At 64.0% G+C, this 24,625-nt stretch carries 24 protein-coding genes and 1 other RNA gene; 6 read left to right on the forward strand and 19 right to left on the reverse strand.

Features of this window, described 5'->3' with window-relative positions; translation table 11 throughout:
* The 17 genes from JQ629_RS02830 to JQ629_RS02910 all read right to left on the reverse strand — a co-directional run.
* On the reverse strand, nt 1-227 hold a 227-nt coding region (locus JQ629_RS02830), incomplete at its 3' end, for a transposase (protein ID WP_212411036.1).
* Between the two features lie 69 nt (nt 228-296).
* Nucleotides 297-1,022 carry a Crp/Fnr family transcriptional regulator gene (locus tag JQ629_RS02835; RefSeq protein ID WP_212389926.1) on the reverse strand — a complete coding sequence of 242 codons (726 nt, stop codon included), beginning with the start codon at nt 1,020-1,022 and terminating at the stop codon, nt 297-299.
* A 169-nt stretch (nt 1,023-1,191) separates the two neighbouring features.
* On the reverse strand, nt 1,192-2,064 hold the full coding sequence (locus JQ629_RS02840; protein WP_249134787.1) for an ABC transporter ATP-binding protein: 873 nt from the start codon (nt 2,062-2,064) through the stop codon (nt 1,192-1,194).
* Nucleotides 2,061-2,807 (reverse strand): ABC transporter permease, encoded by a 747-nt coding sequence (locus JQ629_RS02845; protein ID WP_212411038.1) that lies wholly within the window; start codon nt 2,805-2,807, stop codon nt 2,061-2,063. The genes JQ629_RS02840 and JQ629_RS02845 overlap by 4 nt, the downstream gene beginning before the upstream one ends.
* 3 nt (nt 2,808-2,810) lie before the next feature.
* A complete protein-coding gene (locus tag JQ629_RS02850; RefSeq protein WP_212411040.1) occupies nt 2,811-3,812 on the reverse strand; it encodes an NrtA/SsuA/CpmA family ABC transporter substrate-binding protein in 1,002 nt (333 codons plus the stop codon).
* A gap of 478 nt (nt 3,813-4,290) precedes the next feature.
* Complete coding sequence (locus JQ629_RS02855) at nt 4,291-5,805, reverse strand: Do family serine endopeptidase (protein WP_212411042.1); 1,515 nt, start codon at nt 5,803-5,805, stop codon at nt 4,291-4,293.
* Between the two features lie 162 nt (nt 5,806-5,967).
* Nucleotides 5,968-6,168, reverse strand: a complete 201-nt coding sequence (locus tag JQ629_RS02860; RefSeq protein ID WP_192737988.1) for a DUF2065 domain-containing protein — start codon at nt 6,166-6,168, stop codon at nt 5,968-5,970.
* Nucleotides 6,169-6,259: 91 nt separating this feature from the next.
* Nucleotides 6,260-7,168: a protease modulator HflC gene (gene hflC / locus JQ629_RS02865; protein ID WP_212389929.1), complete on the reverse strand. Its 909-nt coding sequence runs from the start codon at nt 7,166-7,168 to the stop codon at nt 6,260-6,262.
* A complete protein-coding gene (gene hflK / locus JQ629_RS02870; protein ID WP_212411044.1) occupies nt 7,165-8,316 on the reverse strand; it encodes an FtsH protease activity modulator HflK in 1,152 nt (383 codons plus the stop codon). The genes hflC and hflK overlap by 4 nt, the downstream gene beginning before the upstream one ends.
* 169 nt (nt 8,317-8,485) lie before the next feature.
* A complete protein-coding gene (locus JQ629_RS02875) occupies nt 8,486-9,013 on the reverse strand; it encodes a dihydrofolate reductase (RefSeq protein WP_212411046.1) in 528 nt (175 codons plus the stop codon).
* A complete protein-coding gene (locus tag JQ629_RS02880) occupies nt 9,013-9,498 on the reverse strand; it encodes a GNAT family N-acetyltransferase (protein ID WP_212411048.1) in 486 nt (161 codons plus the stop codon). The genes JQ629_RS02875 and JQ629_RS02880 overlap by 1 nt, the downstream gene beginning before the upstream one ends.
* A gap of 20 nt (nt 9,499-9,518) precedes the next feature.
* A complete protein-coding gene (locus JQ629_RS02885) occupies nt 9,519-10,313 on the reverse strand; it encodes a thymidylate synthase (RefSeq protein WP_212411050.1) in 795 nt (264 codons plus the stop codon).
* 194 nt (nt 10,314-10,507) lie between these two features.
* Nucleotides 10,508-11,494 (reverse strand): tripartite tricarboxylate transporter substrate binding protein BugD, encoded by a 987-nt coding sequence (locus JQ629_RS02890; RefSeq protein ID WP_502752253.1) that lies wholly within the window; start codon nt 11,492-11,494, stop codon nt 10,508-10,510.
* A gap of 117 nt (nt 11,495-11,611) precedes the next feature.
* Nucleotides 11,612-13,177 (reverse strand): tripartite tricarboxylate transporter permease, encoded by a 1,566-nt coding sequence (locus tag JQ629_RS02895; RefSeq protein ID WP_212411052.1) that lies wholly within the window; start codon nt 13,175-13,177, stop codon nt 11,612-11,614.
* A gap of 7 nt (nt 13,178-13,184) precedes the next feature.
* Nucleotides 13,185-13,685 (reverse strand): tripartite tricarboxylate transporter TctB family protein, encoded by a 501-nt coding sequence (locus JQ629_RS02900; RefSeq protein ID WP_212411054.1) that lies wholly within the window; start codon nt 13,683-13,685, stop codon nt 13,185-13,187.
* Nucleotides 13,686-13,789: 104 nt separating this feature from the next.
* Nucleotides 13,790-14,323 carry a chromate transporter gene (locus JQ629_RS02905; RefSeq protein WP_212411055.1) on the reverse strand — a complete coding sequence of 178 codons (534 nt, stop codon included), beginning with the start codon at nt 14,321-14,323 and terminating at the stop codon, nt 13,790-13,792.
* On the reverse strand, nt 14,320-14,946 hold the full coding sequence (locus JQ629_RS02910; RefSeq protein ID WP_212411057.1) for a chromate transporter: 627 nt from the start codon (nt 14,944-14,946) through the stop codon (nt 14,320-14,322). The genes JQ629_RS02905 and JQ629_RS02910 overlap by 4 nt, the downstream gene beginning before the upstream one ends.
* A gap of 93 nt (nt 14,947-15,039) precedes the next feature.
* Here JQ629_RS02910 and ssrA point away from each other — a divergent pair.
* From ssrA to JQ629_RS02935, 5 genes are all read left to right on the forward strand, one after another.
* Nucleotides 15,040-15,398: a transfer-messenger RNA gene (gene ssrA / locus JQ629_RS02915) on the forward strand.
* Between the two features lie 202 nt (nt 15,399-15,600).
* A complete protein-coding gene (locus JQ629_RS02920) occupies nt 15,601-16,128 on the forward strand; it encodes an SspB family protein (protein ID WP_212266443.1) in 528 nt (175 codons plus the stop codon).
* 79 nt (nt 16,129-16,207) lie between these two features.
* Complete coding sequence (fumC, locus tag JQ629_RS02925; RefSeq protein WP_212411059.1) at nt 16,208-17,626, forward strand: class II fumarate hydratase; 1,419 nt, start codon at nt 16,208-16,210, stop codon at nt 17,624-17,626.
* A gap of 275 nt (nt 17,627-17,901) precedes the next feature.
* Nucleotides 17,902-18,090: a DUF4169 family protein gene (locus tag JQ629_RS02930; protein ID WP_192738001.1), complete on the forward strand. Its 189-nt coding sequence runs from the start codon at nt 17,902-17,904 to the stop codon at nt 18,088-18,090.
* Nucleotides 18,087-18,347, forward strand: a complete 261-nt coding sequence (locus JQ629_RS02935; protein WP_212206970.1) for a ribbon-helix-helix domain-containing protein — start codon at nt 18,087-18,089, stop codon at nt 18,345-18,347. The genes JQ629_RS02930 and JQ629_RS02935 overlap by 4 nt, the downstream gene beginning before the upstream one ends.
* A gap of 96 nt (nt 18,348-18,443) precedes the next feature.
* Here JQ629_RS02935 and JQ629_RS02940 read toward each other — a convergent pair whose 3' ends face one another.
* Entirely contained in the window at nt 18,444-19,034 is a 591-nt protein-coding gene (locus tag JQ629_RS02940) for a tetratricopeptide repeat protein (protein ID WP_349631204.1), read from the reverse strand.
* Nucleotides 19,035-19,279: 245 nt separating this feature from the next.
* On the opposite strand from JQ629_RS02940, the gene JQ629_RS02945 reads away from it, so the two are divergent.
* On the forward strand, nt 19,280-20,854 hold the full coding sequence (locus tag JQ629_RS02945) for an ABC-F family ATP-binding cassette domain-containing protein (RefSeq protein WP_212411062.1): 1,575 nt from the start codon (nt 19,280-19,282) through the stop codon (nt 20,852-20,854).
* On the opposite strand, the gene JQ629_RS02950 is transcribed toward JQ629_RS02945, so the two are convergent.
* On the reverse strand, nt 20,851-24,582 hold the full coding sequence (locus tag JQ629_RS02950; protein ID WP_212411064.1) for an AsmA family protein: 3,732 nt from the start codon (nt 24,580-24,582) through the stop codon (nt 20,851-20,853). The genes JQ629_RS02945 and JQ629_RS02950 overlap by 4 nt on opposite strands.
* Nucleotides 24,583-24,625 lie beyond the last annotated feature (43 nt).

The following is a 24,625-nucleotide window of genomic DNA, read 5'->3' on the forward strand; positions in this document are numbered from 1 at the left end:
CCTTTGATGCTCCATCGACTGAAGCGCCGGAACACGCTGTTCCAATCCCCAAACGCCTCCGGAAGATCGCGCCAGGGGGACCCCGTGCGCACGATCCACAGCACCCCTTCCACGAACATCCGGTTGTCGCGTCCCGTCGAGCCCTTCTGGTCGGGCCGACCTATGATCAGCGGCGCCAGCCGCTCCCACGCCGCGTCGCTCAAAACCAAACGGTCCTTCACACCCAAGACTGCCTCCCAAAAAGAAGCCTTGAATCTGATTTGCGCCTAAAAGGGAATCCTTAGAGTCCACACCACCTAGACCACTTCAAGATCCAGCGCCGGCATGTTCAGGATCGAGATCAGCCCGCGGTGATACCGGATGATGCCGCGCTGCTGCATGCGCGCGAGTTGAACGGTGACCCATTGCCGGGTTGAGCCGATCAGATTGGCGAGGTCGCCATGCGTAAACGGCACCGCGATGGTGGTTTCGCGGCCGTTGCGGATGCCGTGTATCCGCGACAGGAAGATCAGCAGGCGATGCAGCCGCTCGGTGACCGAGCGCGTCCCCAGCATTTGCGCCATCGCCGAATAGCACCGCGCCTTGAACGCGAGCGCGTCCAGCAACGCCACCGCCAGTGGAGCGGACTCCAGCGCGACTTTCTTCAGCGCCGGTCCCGGCAGAAACGTCAGCTCGCTCGCCTCAACCGCCACCGACGTCCACATATGCGGTCCGGTGCCGAACAAATCCGGGCCGCCGACGAAGTTGCCCGGAAACCAGTAGGCCAGCGTCACCTCGCGCCCTGACGGCGCGACGTAATAGCTCCGAATGCGGCCGGATCGGATCAAATAGATTCCGGTCTGACCATCGCCCTGCTGCCAGACGAACTGGCCGGTTTCGAGAGGCTTGTCGCGGCCGATACCGCGCAGGCGCTGCCGATCTGCCTCGCACAATTCATCCAGCAGACCCGGCAGCGGGCGGACGAGGCTGTCCGATTCCGCCAGCATGATTCCGGCCGCGGCTCTCGCATGGGCTGCTGTCATGGTCGCCTCCTTGAACTGAGCTGATCAATTCAAGACTCGTGCCAAGAAGGCGCAATTTGGCGCCGTAAGAGCCTTTTCCGTTCCGATGGAATCGGAACAGGGCTCTAGATTTTTGATTTGACGCGTTTTCTTTAACGCGAACCGGTATCCACTTCGCTTTGAAAACGCTCTAGCCGGCGCTCGACTGATCGAAGGCGCGACGGCCTTCGGACCGGATCAGGTCGAGACAATCCTTCTTCAGCGCGAGGTAGGCAGGATCGAGCATGATGGCGTTGGAACGCGGCCGCGGCAGATCGACGCCAAGATCGCGCAGGATGCGTCCGGGGCCCGCGCTCATGATCAGGACCCGGTCCGCCAGCAGAATGGCCTCGTCGATGTCGTGGGTGACGAACACGACCGTTGCATCGATACGCTCGCGCAATTCGAGCAGGCTGTCCTGCATCACGCTGCGGGTCTGAGCGTCGAGCGCGCCGAACGGCTCGTCCATCAAAAGCACGCGCGGCTGGTTGGCAAGCGCGCGTGCAATCGCAACGCGCTGCTGCATGCCGCCGGACAGCGTGTGCGGATAGGCGTCGGCGAAACGATTGAGACCGATCATCTCGATCAGGCCATCGGCAATCGCCCGGGCCTCGCTCCGCGACTTCCCCAGCATGCGCGGACCATGGGCGATGTTCTTGCGGACGGATTTCCAAGGAAACAGATGCGGCTGCTGGAACACCATACCGACATCGGGCCGCGGGCGCTGCATCGGCTTGCCGTCCACAATCACCGCGCCGCCGTACGGCGTCTCCAGGCCTGCGATGGTGTTGAGCACCGTCGACTTGCCGCATCCGGATGGACCCACGATGCAGACGAACTCGCCGTGAGCCACGCTGAACGTCACCCGATCGACGGCAATCACCTGCCCCTGCGGCGTGTCGAACACGATGCTGAGGTCGGCAACGCTGATGATGGTGCGGGCCGCCGCACGATCTCCTGCAACTGACGGCTGCGGATGCGCAAGCGACAACGCCGGCTCGGACCGATGTACCATCTGCTTCATCGCCACCACACCGTGCGTTCCGCGACCGCCGCGAACAGGCGGTCGGCGACAAAGGACATCAACCCGAGCGCGGCCAATCCGCCCATCACCTGGCCGGTCTGCAGATTCTGCTGCGCGATCTCGATCCGGTAGACGATGCCGGCAAAGGCGCCCGCCAGTTCGGCCGCCACCAGTGTGTAGAACGAAATGCTGATCGCGGTTCGAAGCCCGACCACGATGTAGGGCAAGGCGCCGAGCAGCACGATCTCCTGCAGCATCTGGCGCCGCGGCGTTCCGAGCATCTGCGCCGCCCGGATCAGGCCGCGGTCGACCTTCTGCACGCCGATATGCGTCGACAGCCACACCGTGAAGAAGACGCCCCAGACCACCAGGAACAGCTTGCCGGTTTCAGATAGGCCGAACCAGAGGATCACGATCGGAACGAAGGCGATCGGCGGTATCGGCCGCAGGATATGAAACAGCGGCGACAGCAGGCTTGATAGCAGCGCGAACTGCCCGGTGAGAACGCCGAGCGCTATGCCCAGCGCCGCGCCCACCACGAACCCGGTCACGACGCGATAGAGGCTCGCCCCGAGATCGAGGAAGAACTGCCCGCTTCGCACCCACTCGACCAAGGCGACCGCGACGACCGATGGCGGCGGAAACAGCACGGCGTTGACGATTCCCGACCGCGCGACCACTTCCCACGCCACGACAAAGAGCGGGATCGAGAGCGCGCCGACCAGGATATTGATCCGCTTCATCTGCTATTTGGCCGAGACGGTCACGCGACCGGCATCGATGCCGCGCAGCGGCTCGAGCGCAAGCACCTTGGCGAAGTCAGGCATCGTCGCGCCCGGCGGGTGGTTGCCGCTCTCCAGCCGCCACGCCGCATGCAGCTTGAGAATGCCGAGCAGCTGATCGTCGATACGGACGCGGTAGATGTAGTCCTGCCAGATCGCAGCGAGTTCGTCGCGCTTCATGCCGACGATATCGGCGATGGTCGTGATCGCCTCGTCCGGGTTCGCCTTCAGCCAGGCCTCGGCGTCCAGCAAGGCCCGTAAGAATTTCTGCACCAGCGGGCCGTTGGCGTCGAGATAGGGCCGCGTCACCACGATGTTGAAGGTCTCGGAGTAAATACCCTTGGTGTCGAGCAGCACCGCGTTCTCGCCGAGGGCTTTCCTGGCATTGGCGATATGCGGCTCCCAGGTATCGAACGCGTCGATGCTACCGGCCGCCATCGCCGGCAGCATTTCCTGCGGCCGCAGGTTGACCAGCGTCACGTCGCCCGGCGTCAGGCCCGCGGCCTTGAGCAGCGTCGCGGTGTAGACCTCGCTGCCGGTGCCCGCTGTGAAACCGATCTTCTTGCCGCGCAGATCGGCCTTGGTCCTGATCCCGGCCTTTGCCGCCGTCATGGTCTTGAGATCGGAGTATTCCATGCCGGCGACGAACGCGATCGGCTGGTTTGCCATCGCCGCCGCGGTCACGGGCGCTTCGGCCGTGGTCGCAAAATCGGCGCCGCCGCCCAGCACGGTATCCAGGCATTGCTTGCCCGAGGTGAAGTTGGCGACGGTAATGTCGAGCCCCTGCTTTTCGAACATTCCCTTCGCCTTGGCGACGATGACGAGGCCCGATATCGGACCGAGATTCTGCGCCAGCCGCGCTTTCACAAGATCCTGCGCCGCCGCCATCGTGGGCGCGACGATCGACCAGCAGAGCACGGCACATGCCGCAAACGCGGCGGCGGGGATGGATCTGGCGCGCGGCATGAGTGATCTCCATGGGCCGCCAGGGGCTCTGACGGCATGCTTGGTGACAATGATGGCGCCGGCCCCTGACCGGTCCCACCCGCAAGCCCCGCGTCCTCCCTTTGGACCTCCCGGCCAGCCTGTTGGGACCGTTGAGGTGATCCCGCTGTTTTCCGAGATGCCGATCGTCGGTTATGGCCCCCGTCCAAGGAAGCAATTAATCGACATTGGACGCGGGCAAGCACGACGTGACGCAGGGGTGCTTGCGCACCCCGGTCACGAGGTCAGGTCGTGCTGGATTGGGTTACGATCAGGCGCGCATGCGCGGCGGTATCGTCGAGATGAATTTGTGGAGGTGGGATTTCGGCATCGTCCCGGCGAAGGCCGGGACACCGGTGGCGATTGCGTGGAAGGTATCAGCCACTGCCTCAATCAGCACGGCCGCAGTGTATGGGCCCCGGCCCCCGTGCGCAATTGCGCACTAGGCCGGGACGACATATCACTGCACGAGCAGCGGCACGAAGCGCAACTCGCCTTCGCCGTTGGCAACCATCAGCAGGACCGACTTGCGCCCGTCCTTCTTGATCTGATCGACCCGCTTCTTGACGTCGGCGGTGTTCGTCACCGCCTCCTGCGCCACCTCGACGATGACGTCGCCGGCGGACAGCCGCTTCTCGGCGGCATCGGAGGCATTGTCGACGCCGGTGATGACCACGCCCTTGACGCTGTCCTTGATCTTGTATTTTCCGCGCAGATCCTTGCTCAGGGCGGCCAGATCGAGACCGAGCACCTTTTGCGTCACCGGCTTCTCGGCGGCGGGCTCGTCCTTCGACTTGGCGGCGGCCTGCTGCACCTTCTCGTTATCCTCGAGCCGGCCGAGCGTCACCTTCTTGGTTTCCTCCGCGCCCTTGCGGATGACGACGACTTCGACTTCCTTGCCGACCGCGGTGTCGGCGACCACGCGCGACAGGTCCTTCGGATCCTTGACGTCCTTGCCGTCGAACTTGACCACGACGTCGCCGGGCTCGATCCCGGCGGGCTTGGCCGGGCCCTTGTCGTCGATGCCGGCGACCAGCGCGCCGCGCGCCGGCTTGATGTTGAGGCTTTCGGCGATCTCGTCGGTGACCTGCTGGATGCGGACGCCGAGCCAGCCGCGGCGCAGCTCGCCGAACTCCCGGAGCTGATTGACTACGCCGATCACGGTCTTCGAAGGCACCGCAAAGCCGAGGCCGATCGAGCCGCCGGTCGGCGAGATGATCAGCGTGTTGACGCCGACCACTTCACCCTCGAGGTTGAACAGCGGACCGCCGGAATTGCCGCGGTTGATGGAGGCGTCGGTCTGGATGTAGCTGTCGTAGGGCCCCTGGCTGATATCGCGGTTGCGCGCCGAGACGATGCCGGCCGTCACCGAGCCGCCGAGGCTGAAGGGATTGCCGATCGCGATCACCCATTCGCCGAGACGCAGCTTGTCGGACTCGCCGAACTTGACCGCTACCAGCGGCTTCACCGGCTTGAATTTCAACACCGCGATATCGGTCTTCTTGTCGACACCGACCAGTTCGGCCCTGATCTTGGTGCCGTCGTTCATGATGATGTTGATCTCGTCGGCATCGGCGATGACGTGATTATTGGTGACGACGACGCCAGCGGTATCGATGATGAAACCGGAGCCGAGCGAATTGGTCTTGCGCGGCTGCATCTCGCTTCGCTCGCCCCCCTTGGGAGCGCCGCCGCGCCGGTTCTTGAAGAAGTCGTCGAAGAATTCCTCGAACGGGGAACCCGGCGGCAATTGCGGCGTGGCCTGCCGGTCCCCGCCACCACCACCCTTGGCCTCGACGTTCTGCGAGGTCGAGATATTGACGACGGCGTCGATCACCTTTTCGGCGATGTCGGCGATGCCGTCCGGGCCCCGCGCGAAAGCCGGCGCTGAAGCCAGAGCGCCGACAGCGCCGAGTGAAATCGCAGCCCCCATCATGCGCAGGCGACGGCTCAAAGCGGGTCTGGCTCCGGTCATGTCAGCTTCTCTCCAACGGGTCGATTTGGGGTCCACAGTGCGCCCGAACGGGTCTGAGGCGCAAGCATTTGAACCGGGCATTTCGGCGAAAAACCGGCCATCGGCGGCTCACGATTTCGTTCATTCCGCAGGCGATTTGCCAAGGTCGGCTCGGCTGGCGCGCTAGCGGCGAACCAGCCAGATCAGGAGCAGGCCCACGACCGCCGACCCGATGCCCACCGCGCGCAGAATGTTGTCCGGCGTCGTCATCGCGCTCTTCATCGCCCGGCGCATCCAGGCCGGGCTCGCCGCGAACATCAGGCCTTCCAGCACAAACAGGATTCCCAGGCCGATGAGGAAGTCGGCAAACGCTATGGACCTCATCGGATGGCAACCTCCCGCTGAACGCAGTTCTTGCTTTTATCGCAGGCGAAGCGGGGTCCGCTTCGCCTGATATGGTGTGGCCGGCCGAGAGCTATTGCTTCGGCGCGGCTGGCGCGGCGGCGGCCGGCGGGTGACCGGCCGAATTGGCGAAGAAGCGGAAGAACTCCGAATCCGGCCGCAGCAGGAAGCGGGTGTCGTTGCTGCGAAGCCCGGTTTCATAGGCCGACATCGAGCGATAGAACGCAAAGAAGTCGGGATCCTTGCCATAGGCCTCGGCGAACAGCCGGTTGCGCTCGGCATCGCCGGCACCGCGCGTCTGTTCGGACGTCGAATTGGCTTCCGCGATGATGACGGTCGCCTCACGATCGGCCTTCGACCTGATCTCCTGCGCCTTCTGTCCGCCCTGGGCGCGGAACTCGGCGGCTTCACGCGCCCGCTCGGTCTGCATGCGCTGATAGACCGCCTGGCTGTTCTGCTCCGGCAGATCGGCGCGGCGGATTCGCACGTCGACGACCTGGATGCCGTAACCGTCGGCCTCCTTGTCGAGTTGTTCGCGAATACGCAGCATCAGGGCTTCGCGCTCGTCGCGCACCACCGTGATGAAGGAGACCTCGCCCAGCACGCGGCGCAGCGACGCGTTCAACAGCGTCGTGAGCTGGATGTTGGCCGCCTGGATCGAACCGATGCTCTGATAGAAGCGCAGCGCGTTCTTGATGCGGTAGCGGGCGAAGGCGTCAACCACCAGCCGCTTCTGATCCGAGGCGATTACTTCCTGCGACGGATTTTCCAGATCGAGAATGCGCTTGTCGATCGTGATGACGGTGTCGATGAACGGCGCCTTGAAGTTCAGGCCCGGTTCGGTGACGACGCGGATGGGCTCACCGAGCCGCACCACCAGCACTTGCTGGGTCTGGTCCACGGTGAAGACGGAGCTGTAGCCGAAGATGACGACGACGAACAGCGTGATCAGGAGGACAATGCCTGTGACGGGAGACCTCATCGGTTGCCTCCCTGCTGCTGCTGCTGCTGACCGGTGGCGGGCGGCGCCGGTGCACGCCGCGGCGACAACTCGTTGAGCGGCAGATACGGCACCATGTTCTGTGCATTCGAACCGCCGTCATAGACGAGCTTCTCGGCGTTGGCGAGGATACGTTCCATTGTCTCCAGATAAATCCGCTGCCGCGTCACGTCTTTCGCCTTGTTGTATTCGTCATAGACCTTCAGGAAGCGCGCGCTCTGGCCCTTGGCCTCGGCGACCGCCTGTTCCTTGTAACCTTCGGCGACCTGCAGGATCTGCGCGGCGCGGCCGCGTGCGTCGGGAACGACGCGGTTGGCGTAGGTCTGCGCTTCGTTCTGCAGACGCTCGAGGTCGGCGCGTGCGGCCTGAACGTCACGGAACGCGTCGATCACCTGCGCGGGCGGATCGACCTTCTGCATCTGCACCTGCGTGATCTGGACGCCCGAACCATAATTGTCGAGCGTCTTCTGCATCAGCTCCTGCACGCCGGCTTCCGTGGTGGTGCGGGCGCCGGTCAGGATCGGCTGGATGTTGGAACGGCCGATCACTTCGCGCATCGCGCTTTCGGCGACCGCCTTCACGGTGCCTTCAGGGTTCTGGATGTTGAAGAGGAAATTGCCGACGCCGTCGGGCTTGATCCGCCACAGCACCGTGAAATCGACGTCGACGATGTTCTCGTCGCCGGTCAGCATCAGGCTTTCTTCCGGCACGTCGCGCATGGTGCGGCCGCGCCCGCTCGGATCGCTGATAAGCGTCATGCCGATCGAGATGGTGGAAACGCGCAGCGCCTTCGGCAGCAGCACGGTCTCGATCGGATACGGCAGATGGTAGTTCAGGCCGGGCTGCACGGTCTTGATGTGCTTGCCGAAGCGCAGGATCACGCCGAGCTCTTCCGACTGAACGCGGAAGAAGCCCGACAGGAACCAGATCGCCAGCGCGCCGATCAGAACCAGCGCGATGCCCATGCCGCTGAAATGGCCGCCGGGCAGAAGATTCTGCAGCTTGTCCTGGCCGCGACGCAGAAGGTCCTCAAGATCGGGCGGGCGCGGCCCAACCGATTGAGGTCCGTTGCCCCACGGTCCCTTCGGACCCGAGCCCCACGGGCCCCCGCCTTGATTCTTCCACGGCATATAAAAGTCTCCTCCGCGGGCCCGGGTCCGCCTGATTGGGCAAAATGCCCGGCCTCGCATGTCCGACCGGCTTTATAGGGGACCGCCCGGGCCCTTACAACGCAAGCTTATGGTCTCAAGCAGCTATGATTGGGGCCAAAATTGTCAATGCAAACATTGGCTAGCGAGGTTAATGCGACAATTGACGCGTGCTGCGCCGACGAAATGTCACATAGGAGAAGTCGGCGCTGTCGTCGGGTCCGGCCGGATTCCGCACGCGCGCGACCTCTTCCCAGTCCGAAGCCGCAATTGCGGCGAAACGCGTATCGCCGTCGGGCCGGGCATGCACCTCGGTGATTTCCAGCCGATCGGCACGATCGATCCATTGCGCATAGATTTCCGCGCCGCCGATGATCGCGATCTCAGTGGCGAAACGTCGCAGCGCGTCGCCGGTGGCGATTGCCCTGGCGTCCGCGAAGGAAGTCGTGACCACGGCGCCGGCGGCACGATAGGTGGCATCGCGCGTCACCACGATATTGGTCCGCCCGGGCAGCGGCCGGCGCGGAATCGACTCGAAGGTCTTGCGGCCCATCACGATCGGCTTTCCCATCGTCATCGCCTTCAACCGCTGCATGTCGGATTTCAGCCGCCACGGGATGGCGCCGCCAGCGCCGATCACGCCGTTTTCGGCGACCGCGACAATGAGAACAATTTCCATCAACGCGTCCCTTGCGCCAACGCCGTCAACGCCGGACCGCTTACCCGGCACACCGTCCACTCGTCCATCAGGACCGCGCCCAGCGATTTGTAAAAGTCGATCGACGGCGTATTCCAGTCCAGCACCGACCATTGCAAGCGCGACCAGCCGTTGGCCACACATTGCTTCGCAAGCTGCGCCAGCAGCGCCTTGCCGATGCCTTTGCCGCGCTGCGCCGGCCGGACGAACAGATCCTCAAGATAGATACCGGACCGGCCGCTGAACGTTGAGAAATTGACGAACCAGACCGCGAAGCCGGCCGGCTCGCCCTCCCACTCCGCAATCTCGCAAAACAGCCGCGGATGGCTGCCGAACAGCGCGGCGTCGATGTCAGCTTCGGTGGCCTCGACCTCGTGAAGCAGCTTTTCGTACTCGGCGAGTTCGCGAACCAGGGACAAGACAAGCCCGGCTTCATCGGGACGCGCGCGGCGGATCGCAAGAGCCATTCAATCGCTCACACTGCATCTCATACAGCCACCGCAGCCTTGATATGCGGGTGCGGATCGTAGCCTTCGAGCACGAAGTCCTCGTAACGGAACGCGAAGATGTCCTTGACGTCAGGATTGATCTTCATGACCGGCAGCGGCCGCGTCGGCCGCGTCAGTTGCAGCCGCGCCTGTTCGAGATGGTTGGAATAGAGATGCGCGTCGCCGAGCGAGTGCACGAAATCGCCCGCCTTCAATCCCGTCACCTGCGCCACCATCATCGTCAGCAGCGCGTAGGACGCGATGTTGAAGGGCACGCCGAGGAATACGTCGGCGGAGCGCTGATAGAGCTGGCACGACAGCTTGCCATTGGCGACATAGAACTGGAACAGGCAGTGACAGGGCGGCAGCGCCATCTTGTCGACGTCGGCCGGATTCCACGCGCTCACGATCAGGCGCCGCGAATCCGGGTTGCGCTTGATCATGTCGATGAGATTGGAAATCTGGTCGATGCGGCGGCCGTCGGGCGCCGGCCAGGATCGCCATTGCGAGCCATAGACCGGGCCGAGATCGCCATTGGCGTCGGCCCATTCGTCCCAGATCGAAACGCCGTTGTCCTTGAGATATTTGATGTTGGTGTCGCCGGCCAGAAACCACAGCAATTCGTGCACGATCGCCTTCAGCGGCAGCCGCTTGGTGGTCAGCATCGGAAACCCGGCGCTCAAGTTGAAGCGCATCTGGTGACCGAAGATCGACAGCGTGCCGGTGCCGGTGCGGTCGTGCTTCTCCGCGCCGTCAGCGAGGATCCGTTCGAGCAGGTCGTGGTACTGATTCATTCTTGATCAAGGAGCCTTCTTGGCGTCGGTTTCGCAAGCCTTTCGGGACGGCGAATTTAGCGGCCGGACGCGGCAATCGACAGCACCGATTCGGCTACGCCCCGATTATACCCGGAAAAGTGATGCGCCTTCCGTGAAACAACAAGGGGCGGAACCTGCGTTCCGCCCCTCACCTATCTACTTGATCGGATTGATCAACCTGCCGGCTTGAGGACCGGCGTCCACTTCGCGATTTCGCTCTTCACCAGTGCGGCCAGCGCTTCCGGCGTGCGATCCTTGGGGCCCGGGATCACGCTGCCGAGTTCGAGCAGGCGCTTTTTGACGTTCTCGTCGTCGAGTGCCTTGACGATCGCCTCGTTCAGCTTGGCGATGATCGGCGCCGGCGTTCCCTTGGGCGCGAAAATCGCATTCCACGCCTGGGCCTGGAAGGCCGGCAGGCCGGCTTCCGTGGTGGTCGGAACATCGGGCAGCGACGGATTGCGCTCGGCGGTCGCAATCGCATAGGCCTTGATGGTGCCGCCATTGATCTGCGGCACGGCGTTGACGATCTGGTCGCACATGTAATCGACTTGTCCGGCCACCAGCGCGTTCATCGCAGGTCCGGTGCCGTTGAAGGGCACGCCGACCGGCTTGACCCCCAGCACCGAGTTCAGCAGTTCGCACGACACGTTCGAGACCGACCCGACGCCGGCATGCGCCGCGTTGACCTTGGTTTCGTTCGCCTTGACGTAGGTGATGAATTCCTTGAGGTCCTTGGGCGCGAGATCCTTGCGCGCCAGGATCAGGATCGGCGTGCCGGCGAGCAGCCCGACCGGCTCGAAATCCTTCTCGGGATGATAGGCGAGCTTGGGATAGAGCGGCACCGAAGCCGCATGCGTGCCCATGTGCCCGGTGATCAGCGTATAGCCGTCATTGGCGGCCTTCGACGCGCGGGTCGTGGCGGTGGTGCCGCCGGCGCCGACCACGTTTTCGATGATGATGGCCTGGCCGAGCGTCTGCGCCATATGACCGGTGACGATGCGGGCGATCACGTCGGTCGGACCGCCCGCCGCAAACGGCACGATCATGGTGATGCTGCGCGTCGGGTAGTTTTGCGCCTGGGCCGGCGCGGCAACCGCGACCAGCCCCGCAAGGATGGCCAGGCAACCACCCGCCACAGAGCGACGACCATACAGTTTCATCTAATTCTCCCAGCTAAAGCCATTGAAGCAAATGCCGGCCCGACCGGCCGGCATTTCCATTTCACGAAACAACGAACGAAGTCGATTCGACTTCGGGCTGTGGCGAGCCGACGCAGGTCAGTTCTCGGACTCCACGAACACCTGATCGCGCTTCTTGCGGAGCGATGGCAGTACCGCCAGCACCAGCAGGCCTGCAGCGATGGCCATCAACACCGCCGATAGCGGACGCGTCAGGAACACTGACCAGTCACCGCGCGAGATCAGCAGCGCCCGGCGCAGGTTCTCTTCCATCAGCGGTCCGAGCACCATTCCGAGCAGCAGCGGCGCCGGCTCGAAATCATGCTTGATCAGCCAGTATCCGACCAGCCCGAACACGCCGGCGAGCACCACGTCCGTCGGCGCATTGTTCACCGAATAGATGCCGATCGCGCAGAACACCACGATCGAGGGGAACATCAGCCGATAGGGCACGCGCAACAGCCGCACCCAGATCCCGACCAGCGGCAGGTTGATGATCAGCAGCATCAAATTGCCGACCCACATCGAAGCGATCATGCCCCAGACGAGTTCGGGCTGCTTCTGCATCACCTGCGGTCCCGGCACGATGCCGTGAATGGTCATCGCGCCGACCATCAGCGCCATCACAGCGTTCGGCGGGATGCCGAGCGTCAATAGCGGAATGAACGAGGTCTGGGCCGCCGCGTTGTTGGCGCTTTCAGGCGCCGCGACACCCTCGATCACGCCGTGACCGAATTTCTCCGGATGCTTCGATACCTTCTTTTCCAGCGTATAGGCGGCGAAGGATGCGATGACCGCGCCGCCGCCCGGCAGAATGCCGAGGATCGATCCCAGCACCGTGCCACGCAGGATCGCCGGGGTGGAATCCAGCAGGTCTTTTTTGGTCGGCATCAGGCCGGTGACCTTCTGCTGCACCAGCTGGCGATCTTGTTCGCCGCCCGCATCGAGATTGCGGATGATCTCGGCGAAGCCGAACAGGCCCATCGCGACGGTGGCAAAGCCGAGGCCGTCCGCGAGTTCGGGGATGTTGAAAGCCATCCGCGATGCGCCGGTCTCGATGTCGGACCCGACCATCGACAACAGCAGGCCGAACACGATCATCGCGATCGCCTTCAGCACCGAGCCCTTGGCAAGCACCACCGCGAAGATCAGGCCGAGCACCATCAGCGAGAAATATTCGGCGGGCCCGAACGCCAGCGCGAGTTTTGTGAGTGGCGCACCCAGCACGGCGATCAGGACGGTCGCGACGCAGCCCGCAAAGAACGAGCCGATCGCCGCGATCGCCAGGGCCGGACCTGCGCGTCCCTTCTTGGCCATCTGAAAACCGTCGAGCGCGGTCACCACGGAGCCCGCCTCGCCCGGAATGTTGACCAGGATCGAGGTGGTCGAACCGCCATATTGCGCACCGTAGTAGATGCCGGCGAGCATGATCAGTGCGCCGACCGGCGGCAGGCCGAAGGTGATCGGCAGCAGCATGGCGACCGTGGCGATGGTGCCGATGCCCGGCAGCACACCGACCAGCGTTCCGACCAGCGCACCAATCAGGCAGAGCAGAATGTTGACGGGAATAGGAATGGACACGCCGCCAAGAAAAGCGGGGGTCCACTGCACCAGCTGGAATACGACGCCGAAGCCGAGGCTAAGGTTTGAAAAAACGTCACCCATCACACCCTCACCGGATCATAAATTTGGGCAGCATCTGCAAGGGCAGACCCAGCGCGTAAGGAAACAACAGGCTGCAGAACACCGTCAGGCACACGGCGACGATGACGGTTTCCGTCCATTTCGTTTCCGGCGTGCCCAATGCCGCAATCAGGAAGCTCGAGAACGCCGTGACGATCAGGCCCATCGGGCGGATCATGAGCGCAAAGGACAGGATCGCCAGCGATACGAACAGCGGACCGCGCCAATGGTATTTCGCCAGGTGCGCGCCCTCGGTGAGGAGGCCGACGACCATCACCGCAACACCCAATCCGAGCAACAGAAAGGCGAACATGCGCGGTGCGGTTCCGGCTCCGAACGAGAATCCCCGCATGCCCTGCAAATCGCTCGACGCCCACAGGGCGAACAGCGCGATCGCTATCAGCGCGACCCCGCCGACGAAGTCCTGCGGACCGCGAACCCATTTCGGCATGATAGATTTGACCGGCGCGTGGCTCGGCGTATCACTCATCGATATCTCCCCCCCGACAGGGCTTCCCGCCCGTTCTGATTGGATGGCGTTTCTGATTGGATGGCGTTTGTGCACAGTCCCAAGGTCTTGCCTAGCGATTTTCCTCAGACAACGCCAGCAAAACCCAAAGCACCTCCGGCCAGCAATATCCAGACCGGATTGAGCCGCGTCGCAAAGGCCAGAACCGCGGCGGCCGCCGTAATCAGGCCGGCCACCCAGCTAAGGTCCGAAGTCAGCGCCAAAATCAGGCCACTGGCGCCCATCAGGCCGATCGAAAGCGGAACAAGGGCCGCCTGGATAATGGCGGGCCAGCGGGATTGGCTCGACCGCTGCAAAAGGCGGCTCACATAATAGGCAAGGACGGCGGTCGGGCCGCACATCGCCAGGGTCGCCGCCAGCGCGCCGGCCACCCCAGCGACGGAATAGCCGATCAGGGTCACGATCAGCACGTTCGGCCCCGGCGAGAGCTGGGAGATGGCGAAGATGTCGGCGAATTGCTTGTCATTCATCCAGTGGTGAACGTCGACCGCGATCCGGTGCATCTCGGGTATGGCCGAATTCGCGCCGCCAACCGCAAACAGCGACATCAAACCGAAAGTCCAAACGAGCGTCGAAATCGGATTGTCGTCCGAATTCATGCGGCCACCCGCTGGCGCAGAAAATAGGTAATGCCGAGGCTGAGCGGGACCGCCACCAGCAGCACCGTCTGCAGCGGCAGCCGCAGCAGGCCGATCGCAATGAACACCGCGAGCAGGATCACGAGCCCGACCAGGTCGCGCTTTTTGATCAGCGGCATCGTCATCTTGAAGACGACCGCCATCAGAAGCCCGACTGCCGCGCAGGAGACGCCGGCCAGGATCCGCCGCAGCGCGTCGATCTCGCCGTAGCGCGCGTACAGCGCCGCGAGGATCGTGGCGATCACCATGGGCGGGCCGACCAGCCCGGCAAAGGCCGCGATGCCGCCGGCAATGCCACGAAAGCGCGAGCCGAACACGACCGACAGGTTGACGATATTGGGCCCTGGCAGAAAATGGCACAGCGCGAAGGTTTCGTTGAATTCTTCCGCCGTCATCCAGCGGTGCTGGTCGACGATGCCGCGCCGGGCCCAGACCAGCACCCCGCCGAAGCCAGCCAGCGACATTTTCGCGAACGCCACGAACAGCTCAAGCAGGCCAGGCTGGTTTGGCGGGTGCGATGCAGGAAGATCCGGCGCCGGGACGGCGGCCGGCGGGGATTCCGAAGCCGGGGATTTCGAAGGCATGGATTTCAAAGGCATGGCCCAAAATCTAGAACGGCGGTACCGCCAGGGCCAATCCCAATTCGGCCGGTTCCCGCGCTTTCCACGCCCATCCCGGCACTATTTTTCTCAGCCTTTGCCCCCTATATTAGGGGTGCCGGTTCGCCGGCTATGGAAATAAATTGCCGTCGCAATAAACCATTCGGACCCGGGGGCAGTACCCGGCGCCTCCACCCAAGCCCACCCCTTTGAAGGCGGGTTTCGGCGGGGGCGAAACAGGATCGACGAGGGCGTAAAGGGCGTGTTTTTTCTCGGTATGGTTCCGCCGTTATCGGGCTATGCAATAGTTGCAAACGACAACTATGCTCCGGTTGCTCAGGCTGCGTAACGCAGTTTGAAAAACCAAGTCTAAAGTCCTGGTGGGTTAAGCTCCGCTAGGCGGGGTTCGGAGGCACCTGGCAACAGAAGCCTCCACTTTATTTGCGCCTGCTTTTCCTGCGAGATTTTCTTGTGAGTTTTCTTGCCAGTTTTCTTGCGATTTGCCGCCCGGCGGAACGCTTCTGCCGGAAATTCCACTCATGACGCCTGCTGACCTGCGGCCCCCGCCGGGGTAGCATGGGTCAAAATGGCGAGTCGGGCGACCGGCAGTGCCACCCATCTCAACGTGACAGGACCACCATGGCGACCGACCACATCCGTTATGACGTGCTGGCGCGCGACGCGCTGCGCGGGGTGCTGCGCCGCGTGCTGACCGACGCCGCCGAACACGGGCTGCCCGGCGAGCATCATTTCTTCATCACCTTCCTGTCTACCGCCGACGGCGTCAAACTGTCGCCGCGGCTGCTGGCGCAATATCCGGAAGAGATGACCATCATCCTGCAGCACCAGTTCTGGGATCTGGTGGTGAGCGAGGATCGCTTCGAGGTCGGCCTGTCGTTCGGCGGCATCCCCGAGCGGCTGGTGGTTCCGTTCGCGGCGATCAAGAGCTTCCTCGATCCTTCGGTGAAGTTCGGGCTGCAATTCGAGCCATCCGACGAGGCCGCCGAAACGCCCACCGCCAACCTGACCGCCGTTCCCGCAGCCCCCAGCCTGCCCGTTCCTGCACCGGCTACAGCCGCCGAAAGCAAGGACGAGAGCAAGGACGAGCCGGCCAAGCCGAGCGAGGGCGCGGAAGTGGTGCGGCTCGATCGTTTCCGCAAGAAATAACTGGAGACAATCTACGCGCGGGAAAATCCGCGGCGCGCTACAATGACCGTTCCGCATCCACGCGTAACGGAATTCATTGATGGCCCGACGAGCGACACCCAAGCGATCCAAATCCACCCGCAGCGAAACCGACAGTTTCGGGCCCATTGACGTCCCCGCCGATCGCTATTGGGGCGCGCAGACCGAGCGCTCGCGGCAGAATTTCCGCATCGGCCATGACCGCATGCCGACCGCGCTCGTCCATGCGCTCGGCATCGTCAAGCTCGTCGCCGCGCTGACCAACCGCGATCTCGGCCTGCTCGACGCGCGCCGCGCCACTGCCATCACCCGCGCCGCGCGCGAGGTGATCGAGGGCAAGCTCGACGATCATTTTCCGCTGGTGGTCTGGCAAACCGGTTCGGGCACCCAGACCAACATGAATCTCAACGAGGTGATCGGCAACCGCGCCAACCAGATGCTCGGCGGCGACCTCGGCGCCAAGAAGCCGGTTCATCCCAACGATCACGTTAATATGAGCCAGTCGTCGAATGATTCATTCCCGACCGCGATGCATATCGCCGCCGCCGGACGCATTATTGACGATCTGATCCCGGCCCTGAGCGAATTGCATCGCGAACTGCGCAAGAAGGAAAAGGCGTTCGCCAGGATCGTCAAGATCGGCCGCACCCATACCCAGGATGCGACGCCGCTGACGCTGGGTCAGGAATTTTCCGGCTACGCCGCACAGGTGGAAAGCGGCATCGCACGGCTGCGCGTGGCGGTGAAGGATCTATTCCCGCTGGCGCAAGGTGGCACCGCTGTGGGCACCGGCCTCAACTCGAAGCCGAAGTTCGCGAGGACATTCGCAAGGCACGTCGCCAAGATTACAAAACTGCCGTTCACGAGTGCCGCCAACAAGTTCGAGGCGCTGGCTTCCAACGACGCCTATGTGCTGGTGCATGGCGCGATCAACTCGGTGGCAACCGGCCTGTTCAAGATCGCCAACGATATTCGCCTCTTGGGATCGGGCCCGCGCTCCGGCCTCGGCGAATTGATCCTGCCCGAAAACGAACCGGGTTCGTCGATCATGCCGGGCAAGGTCAATCCGACCCAATGCGAAGCGCTGACGATGGTTTGCTGCCAGGTGTTCGGCAACCAGACAGCCATTACGGTTGCCGGCAGCCAGGGCCATTTCGAGCTGAACGTGTACAAGCCCGTGCTGGCATATTGTATGTTGAATTCCATCCAATTGTTGTCGGACGTGGTTCGCTCCTTCACCGAGCATTGCGTGGTGGGAATACGCGCCGACGAAAAGCGCATCCGCGATTTGATGGAGCGTTCACTGATGCTGGTGACGGCGCTCGCGCCCAAGATCGGTTACGACAACGCCGCCAAGGTCGCCAAATCGGCGCATGCGCGCGGAACCACGTTGAAAGAAGAGGCTGTGCGGCTTGGGTTCGTTACTGCGGCCGAGTTCGATCGCCTGGTCCAGCCCGACAAGATGACACACCCGGGCTAACGGTCGCGCGACCCCGGTAAACTACGGACGTGCGTGACGTGATTATTGATCATAACTCCCAAAGATTGAGTTTGCTCATCTATCGCCATCTCGCGGACACAAGGTACGAGCACAAATTATTTGGTTTTCGCAGAGCGAAACTTATTTTTTGATGCTATCAGAGAGCGCTACACGGGGATTCTGATGACTATCGATTTTGCACGCGCGCGGCGTGATCACGTTTGCATACGTAATGGATTTTCATACCTTCAAGTCGCCGGATGATGGAGGCGAGCATGGGGGACGTGGTCAACCTGAAGCGCTTCAAGAAGCGCAACGAGCGCGAAGCCTCGGCCAAGCAGGCCGACGCCAACCGCGCGCGGTTCGGCCGTACCAAATCCGAACGCGCGCTCGACGAGCAGGCCAAGGATCGCGCCGGGAACTTGCTGGATCAACATCGCATCGACGGCGGAGACGCATCATGAAGTCGCCGGTCGTCAAGCGCTCGATCGTGGTCGCCGGCCACAAGACCAGCGTCAGCCTCGAAGAGGCGTTCTGGAACGGCATGAAGGAAATCTCGGGCCTGCGGAACATGACGCTGTCCGAACTGGTCGGCGAGATCGACAGCAACCGCCAGCAGGGCAATTTGTCCTCGGCGATACGTCTGTTCGTGCTGGACTATTTCCGCACCCGCGCGATGCCGGCGGCCGCAGCTGCTCCCGAGGCCAGACCGCAAAGCTAGAACGCATTTCGTTGGGCTGTAAGCTGATCGCCAGCCCAAACTAGCCGCAGGCGCTTCTCGCAAGGGAATATGCCCGCGGCGATTGTCTCGCACACCTCAATAGACGAGGCTCGAACCGGGCGGCTTCTCAAGCGCGGCCGCGAGCGAACGATACTCCGTGCAGTCGGTGCCGCAGATCGCAGCGATCCGGCTCAAATGATATTGCGCAGAATCTCGGTTGCCCTGTTCGATCTGCCACAGGCCGTAGTACTGCCAGGTCAGCACGTGGTTCGGATCCGCCTTGAGCGCGCGCTCGTACCAGGCTTGCGACAGTTTGTAGTCACCGAGCTTGCGATAGGAGTAGCCGATCAGATTGGCCACGTTGGGATGATCGTCGTGGCCGAGCGCCTTCAGCTGCTCGATGGCGCCGGCATACTCGTTGCGGTCATAGATCGTCGCATAGGCTGCACGATACCCCTGGATAAAGGCGGGGTCGCCGAGGCTGGTTTCCTTGGCTTTCTTCTTGGCCTTTTGGGTGCTGCTTCTGGCGGGCCGCGGCGCCGACCTGGTTTCCGGCGGTGGGGTCGTCGCCATCGGTGAATCGGCGCCGCCACCTCCGGCGGCAAAGGCTGGAACCGGTGGTGACGCAACGGCCAGCGCCATCAAGGACATTGCCAGTGTTACTAACCTGATCACGGATTTGACCACGCGCGCCTCCTGCTCTCGAGGGGTAGGAATTCCTCCAGCCGTATCCATCAACCCCGCTGCGCACCGTACATTCCCCGACTTGGTCGGGGCGTCCTCACAAATCGGAGAGACCGGCGAGGACGCCCTTGCCTTGGGGCCGGCAAGTTTCTAGGAAATGCCGATCCAGCCACACGGACACATGGAGAGAGCAATGGACATCGCAATGCACACCGCGCCGCGATCCCTGTCCATTTCGGAAGCTCTTCATGCCCGCCTTTCTCATTCTGGATTCGATTTCCCTCAATACACCTGACGGCCGGCCACTGTTCGACGGACTGACGCTTGCGCTTGGGCGCGAGCGGACGGGGCTCGTCGGCCGCAACGGCTCCGGCAAATCCACCCTGCTGCGCCTGATCGCGGGCGAGAGCGAACCTGCCGGCGGATCCGTGCAACGCATCGGCTCGATCGGCATGCTCGCGCAGCTGGCGGATGACCGGCAGACGGTCGCGCAAGCGCTCGGTGTTGCCGGCGACCTCGCCCGCCTGCGCCGTCTCGAACGCGGTGAGGGCTCGCTCGACGATGCCGCGGATGCCGACTGGGCGCTGGAAGCGAGATTGCAGACCGCGCTGGTCGAAACCGGCCTGCCCGCGATGCCGCTCGATCGCGGGGTCGCCTCGCTGAGCGGCGGCGAACGAACGCGCGTCGCGCTGGCGCGCCTCTTGATCGAGGCGCCGGACCTGCTGTTGCTCGATGAGCCCACCAACAATCTCGACGCCGATGGACGGCAAGCGGTGGCGCAACTGCTCGAACGCTGGCAGGGCGGCGCGCTCGTCGCCAGCCACGACCGCGCGCTGCTGGAGCGCGTCGACCGCATCGTCGAACTGACGCCGGTCGGCATTACCGTGTTTGGCGGCGCGTGGTCCACCTTCGCCGAGGCGCGCGATGCCGCCCGGGCACGCGCGGGAGCCGAGCTCGAGCGCGCGTCGGACGCGCTGCGCGACACCGAACGCTCTATACAGAAGGCACGCGAGAAGAAGGCACGCCGCGACAGCGTCGGTCGCGCCTACGCACGCTCGGGCAGCCAGGCAAGGATATTGTTGGGTGCTCAAAAGCAGATCGCGGAAGCGAGCAGCGCCCGCGAGGGTCGTCTTGCCGATCGCCTGCTCGGCGACCGAACCGACGCGCTCGAAGAGGCCCGCGCCAAAGTGGAAGTCCTGACGCCGCTCGCGATCGACTTACCCGAGACCAACCTGCCCCGTGGGCGTGAACTCATCGCCTTCAAGGACGTGATGATGTCTTTTGAAAGTCGCGCTTTGTTCGGCCCGCTGTCGTTCGAGGCGCGCGGGCCCGAGCGGATCGCGATCCGCGGTGCCAACGGGTCCGGCAAGACCACGCTGTTCCGACTGATCACAGGCGAACTGAGCGCGGTGAGCGGCGACATAACCCGCCCGACCGATCGCATCGCCGTGCTCGACCAGCATGTCGGGCTGCTTGATCCGGCTTCATCGATCCTCGACAATCTGCGCCGCCTCAATCCGGAGCTGATCGGCAACGAGGCGCACGCCGCCCTCGCCCGCTTTGCCTTCCGCAACCGTGCGGCGCTGCAAATCGCCGGCACGCTGTCCGGCGGCGAGCGGCTGCGCGCGGGAATAGCCTGCGTGTTCGCAAGACCTCAACCGCCCTTCATGCTGCTGCTGGATGAGCCGACCAACCACCTCGATCTCGCCTCGATCGAGGAGCTGGAACATGCGCTACGTGGATTCGACGGCGCGCTGATCGTGATCAGCCACGACCAGGCATTTCTGCAGGCGATCGGAATCCAGCGCGAGATCGTGCTCTAATTATTCTGCAGTGCCGGCCGCGGCGGTGGATTGGCGACCTGCGGCGTCAGCGACAGCGGCGGCTTCGGCCTCGGCTTGGCTACCGGCGCAGCACCGGGCGCCGGCCTGACTTCGATCGGCGGCGGCAGCGGCGCAACCTGCGGCTGGCTCGCCAGCGGCGCGGGCGGATTTGGCGCGGGCGCAGGCGCAGTGGCAACCGGCGCCGGCGGGCGCGGCGGTGTGGCGGCCTTTGGCTTCGCTGCCGGCGGCCGGCGCGGATCGCGGCCGGGCACCGGCACTGGCGACAGCGCCTCGCTCGGCGACGCCGCTTCCGGCGCTAATGGCACCACCGCATCCGGCGGCAACGATATCGGCGCCGGCATCGGCGGCGGCGGTTCGCCACGCTCGATCGCATCCAGCCTTCGTGTTTCGTGATCGATCGTCCGTACCGCCAGCCAGGAAGACAACGCCGTCACATCGACGCTGCGATTGAGCGCATCGGGCGTGCCCACGGCAAACAATTGAATTTCGGGGCGGCCGGTCGCGGGCCCCACCATCGTCAGCGCCAGCGCGGCGCGGATGTCGGCCTGATCGGCCGGAATGTCATAGCCGCCGGAGACGGTGGCGCGCACACCATTGGCGTCGAGCGTGGTGGCGCCGACGCGCAGCCGGCCATCCCGGATGTTGAACGGGATTTGCGCCGAGCCGACCGACAATGCGCCGGCCAGCAGCGCCGGTTCGACGATTTGCTTCAGCCTCGCATCGTCCTTGGCCTGGCCGCCATCGCTGGCGCGAACCGCCACCTCAAAGGCGCGCGGATCGAGCCCGGCAATCCTCGCGGATTCCAGCGTCACGGTTCCGCTGCCGGAGAGTGCGCCCGTGAGCGCCGCTGCGCTGCGGCCCTGGCTTGCCAACGCCATCTGCAGCGACGCGCGGCCGCCGGGCATCGCCAGATTGCGATAGCGCAGCGCCGTGCCATCGACGCTAACGAGCTGCACGCTCGCGTTCAGCGCTATGCCATTTGGGGCCTGCCTGGCGTCGATCGTGGCCGTGGCCTCGCCGCCGCCGATCTTGCCCTTGATGGAATCGAAGGTCAGCGACTGGCCGTCGCTCTTCACAATCCCGCTCACCGGCTGCAATTCGGTGCCGCCCGGCAGCAAGCCACGCAATGCCTGGAACGCGACCTTTCCGCGCCAGCCCTTGACCAGCCCCGCGGTGAGCGGCTCCGCCGCATCGTGTCCGGCAGCCCCCATCGCCAACGCAAAGGCCGGCGCCAGCGCGATTTGGTCGAGGCCGATTTCACCTTCGATATTTTTTTCATCGCCCAAGGTAACCGCGACGTGTCCGCGCAGCCGTGAACCGGCAATGCTGCTGTCGAGATCGTCGAACGTGAGCTTGTTGCCTGCGAGCGACACGCGCGAAGACAGGCCGATATTCTGTGCCAGCGTGTCCGTCGGCTTGAGGTCGAGCAACGGCCCGAAATCGGCGCTGCGAACTTTCAGGGAGAAACTGCCCTTGGCCTCCTGCGCCCATGGCTCCGCCGTACCGTCGGCATCGGCGTCCAGGCCCTTTCCGGAGATCTTCGCCTTGAGCCGCAGCGATCCACCCCATGCCCCCGTCGCCGAGCCTTCGAATTGCGCCGGGCCGTCGCCGGCGGTCATCGCGCGATCCAGCCCCAGCAGCGCCAGCAAGGCACGGCCCTGCCCCGACGACATCTTCGAATCAATCCCGATTTCGCTGCGCCCCAGCGCCTGCAGATCGATGCCCTGGATCGCCGTCAGTGCCGGCTTTGCGGTGATCGTGGTGATACCCTTGAGCTGCGGCGCCTCGATGTCGACCACCGCGCGCGCGTTGGCAAGATCGGCCTGCCCGGCGCTCTTGTTGAGTTCGAGCGCGAGTTTGACGCGCGCAGGCCCCGGGCTCGCCCCCATCGCATTAAGCCGCGCGGCCAGCGACGGCGCAAACGGCGCCACCAGCGCGGTGATCTGGCCAAACGACGACGCCGTCGAATGAAACTCCAGCTTCCCTATCGAAGCGAAGCGATCGAAACGGCCGATGCCTTCCAACGCGACCTTGTCAGGCTGGCCGATATTCAACTGGTCGAGCGAAAACGCTTTCGGTCCGTAACCAAGCCTGGCCACCAGCGGCCGCAACTCCTGGCCGGCGGAAATGGCGCGGCCGATATCCAGTGACAGCCGCCCTTCGTCCGGCCATTCGGCCTGCGGGCCGGCCAGCGAACGCGCCAATGCCGTGGCCGCATCGAGGTCGAGGCGCTCGGCCTTCAACTCCGCCGTGATCTTCGAGCCGCTGCCCGCTTGCCGGTGTGACACCGCGATACGGCCTTCAACGGCGCCGCCATCGATCTCGGCCTTCATCGCATCGATGGCAAATCCATCAGGCGCGATGGTGACGTCGCCGCGCAGCCGCAACGGCTTCTGGCTGCGATAGCCGATGTCGCCGCGGCCCTGCAGCCAGGTCATCAACGCGTCGGGATCTGACGAGTCGACGTTGAGCGCGGCCTTGAACTGATCCGGCGACGCGCCTTTTGCGATTGCCTCGCTCAGCGAGACCCGCGTCGTGCCCGGCGCGCGAAACTCCAGCTTGCGTACGCTCCAGGATTTCGCATCGCCATGCAGTTCGGCAGCGATGTCCTGCAACGGACGGCCGCCCAGCATCACCTGCTCGGAGGCTAATCCGATCTGCGCCGCGATCGGGACTTGCGGAAGGCCCGACATCAGCGCGCGCACCGCCGGCAGCACACGGACCGGTTCGGTGGCGACAACGTCCTTGCTGTCCTTGGCGAAGAATCGGTCGGCATCAAGCTGGCGCGCAGCGAGCGAAGCCCGCAGCAGCGGCGAGGTGCCGAAGCGCACGTCGCCGTTGCCCGCCAGTTTCAGCGCGCGTTCGTCCGCGCCATACGTCACTTCGAGCGCATCGAGCCGTGCGGTTGAGTAATCGGCCTTGACGCGGGAGCTGACACGCCAGGATGGCGGCGACGTATCGAAGTCGCCGGCCTTTGGGCGGGGCGGACTCGCCAATACCATCGTGCCGTCGAAACGCGGCGCCCGCGTCTCGAAAGACAATATGCCGTCGAGATCGGCCGAAAGCGTGTTCGGGCCGGGATCGATGTTCAGATGGACACGGGTGCCGTTGCCGTCGGCGGTCTGGCCGGAAGAAACCCGAAACGGATAGCGCGTGCCCGACAGCACGAAATTGCCGTCGCCACGGATCGAGCCCGCCAGCGAACGCACATCGCCGGAAAAGGCGATGTCGTTCAGTTCGAGGGTGCTGCGGCTGGCAGCGTCGTGCAGCGCGATCCGGCCGGTGAGATTGAGCCGATCGATCGCCAGCGAACCCGGATTGAGCGTTCCGGTCGAGGCCGGCCAGTCGATCCGGCCCTTTGGATCGAGCCCGAGATCGAGCGACATGCCGTTGATGGAAAGCTCGGTGGCACGCACTTCGCCGCGCATCAGCGAACCCAGGCTGAATTCGACGTCGAGTTTGTCGGCGCGCACCTTGCCAAGGTCGTTGGCGCCGCCGACCGTCACCCCGCGCAGCTGCAACGACGGGGCCGGCAACAGCCGCGCGTCGAGCTTGCCGCCGACGCGCACCGGCGCGCCGATAATCCGGCTCGCTTCGGCCTCGAACTGCGGCCGGAATTGATTCCAGTCGATGAAATACGGCCCGATAAGCGCGGCCACCAGCGCAATGATAAAGGCGATTGCCAGGCCGAGCAGCGTCGTCTGCACGGTGTCTCCCCATGAACCGCTCCGGCACAGACCGCGCCACGCG

This window comes from Bradyrhizobium sp. AUGA SZCCT0222, from assembly GCF_018130205.1.
In the GTDB taxonomy this organism is placed as follows: domain Bacteria; phylum Pseudomonadota; class Alphaproteobacteria; order Rhizobiales; family Xanthobacteraceae; genus Bradyrhizobium.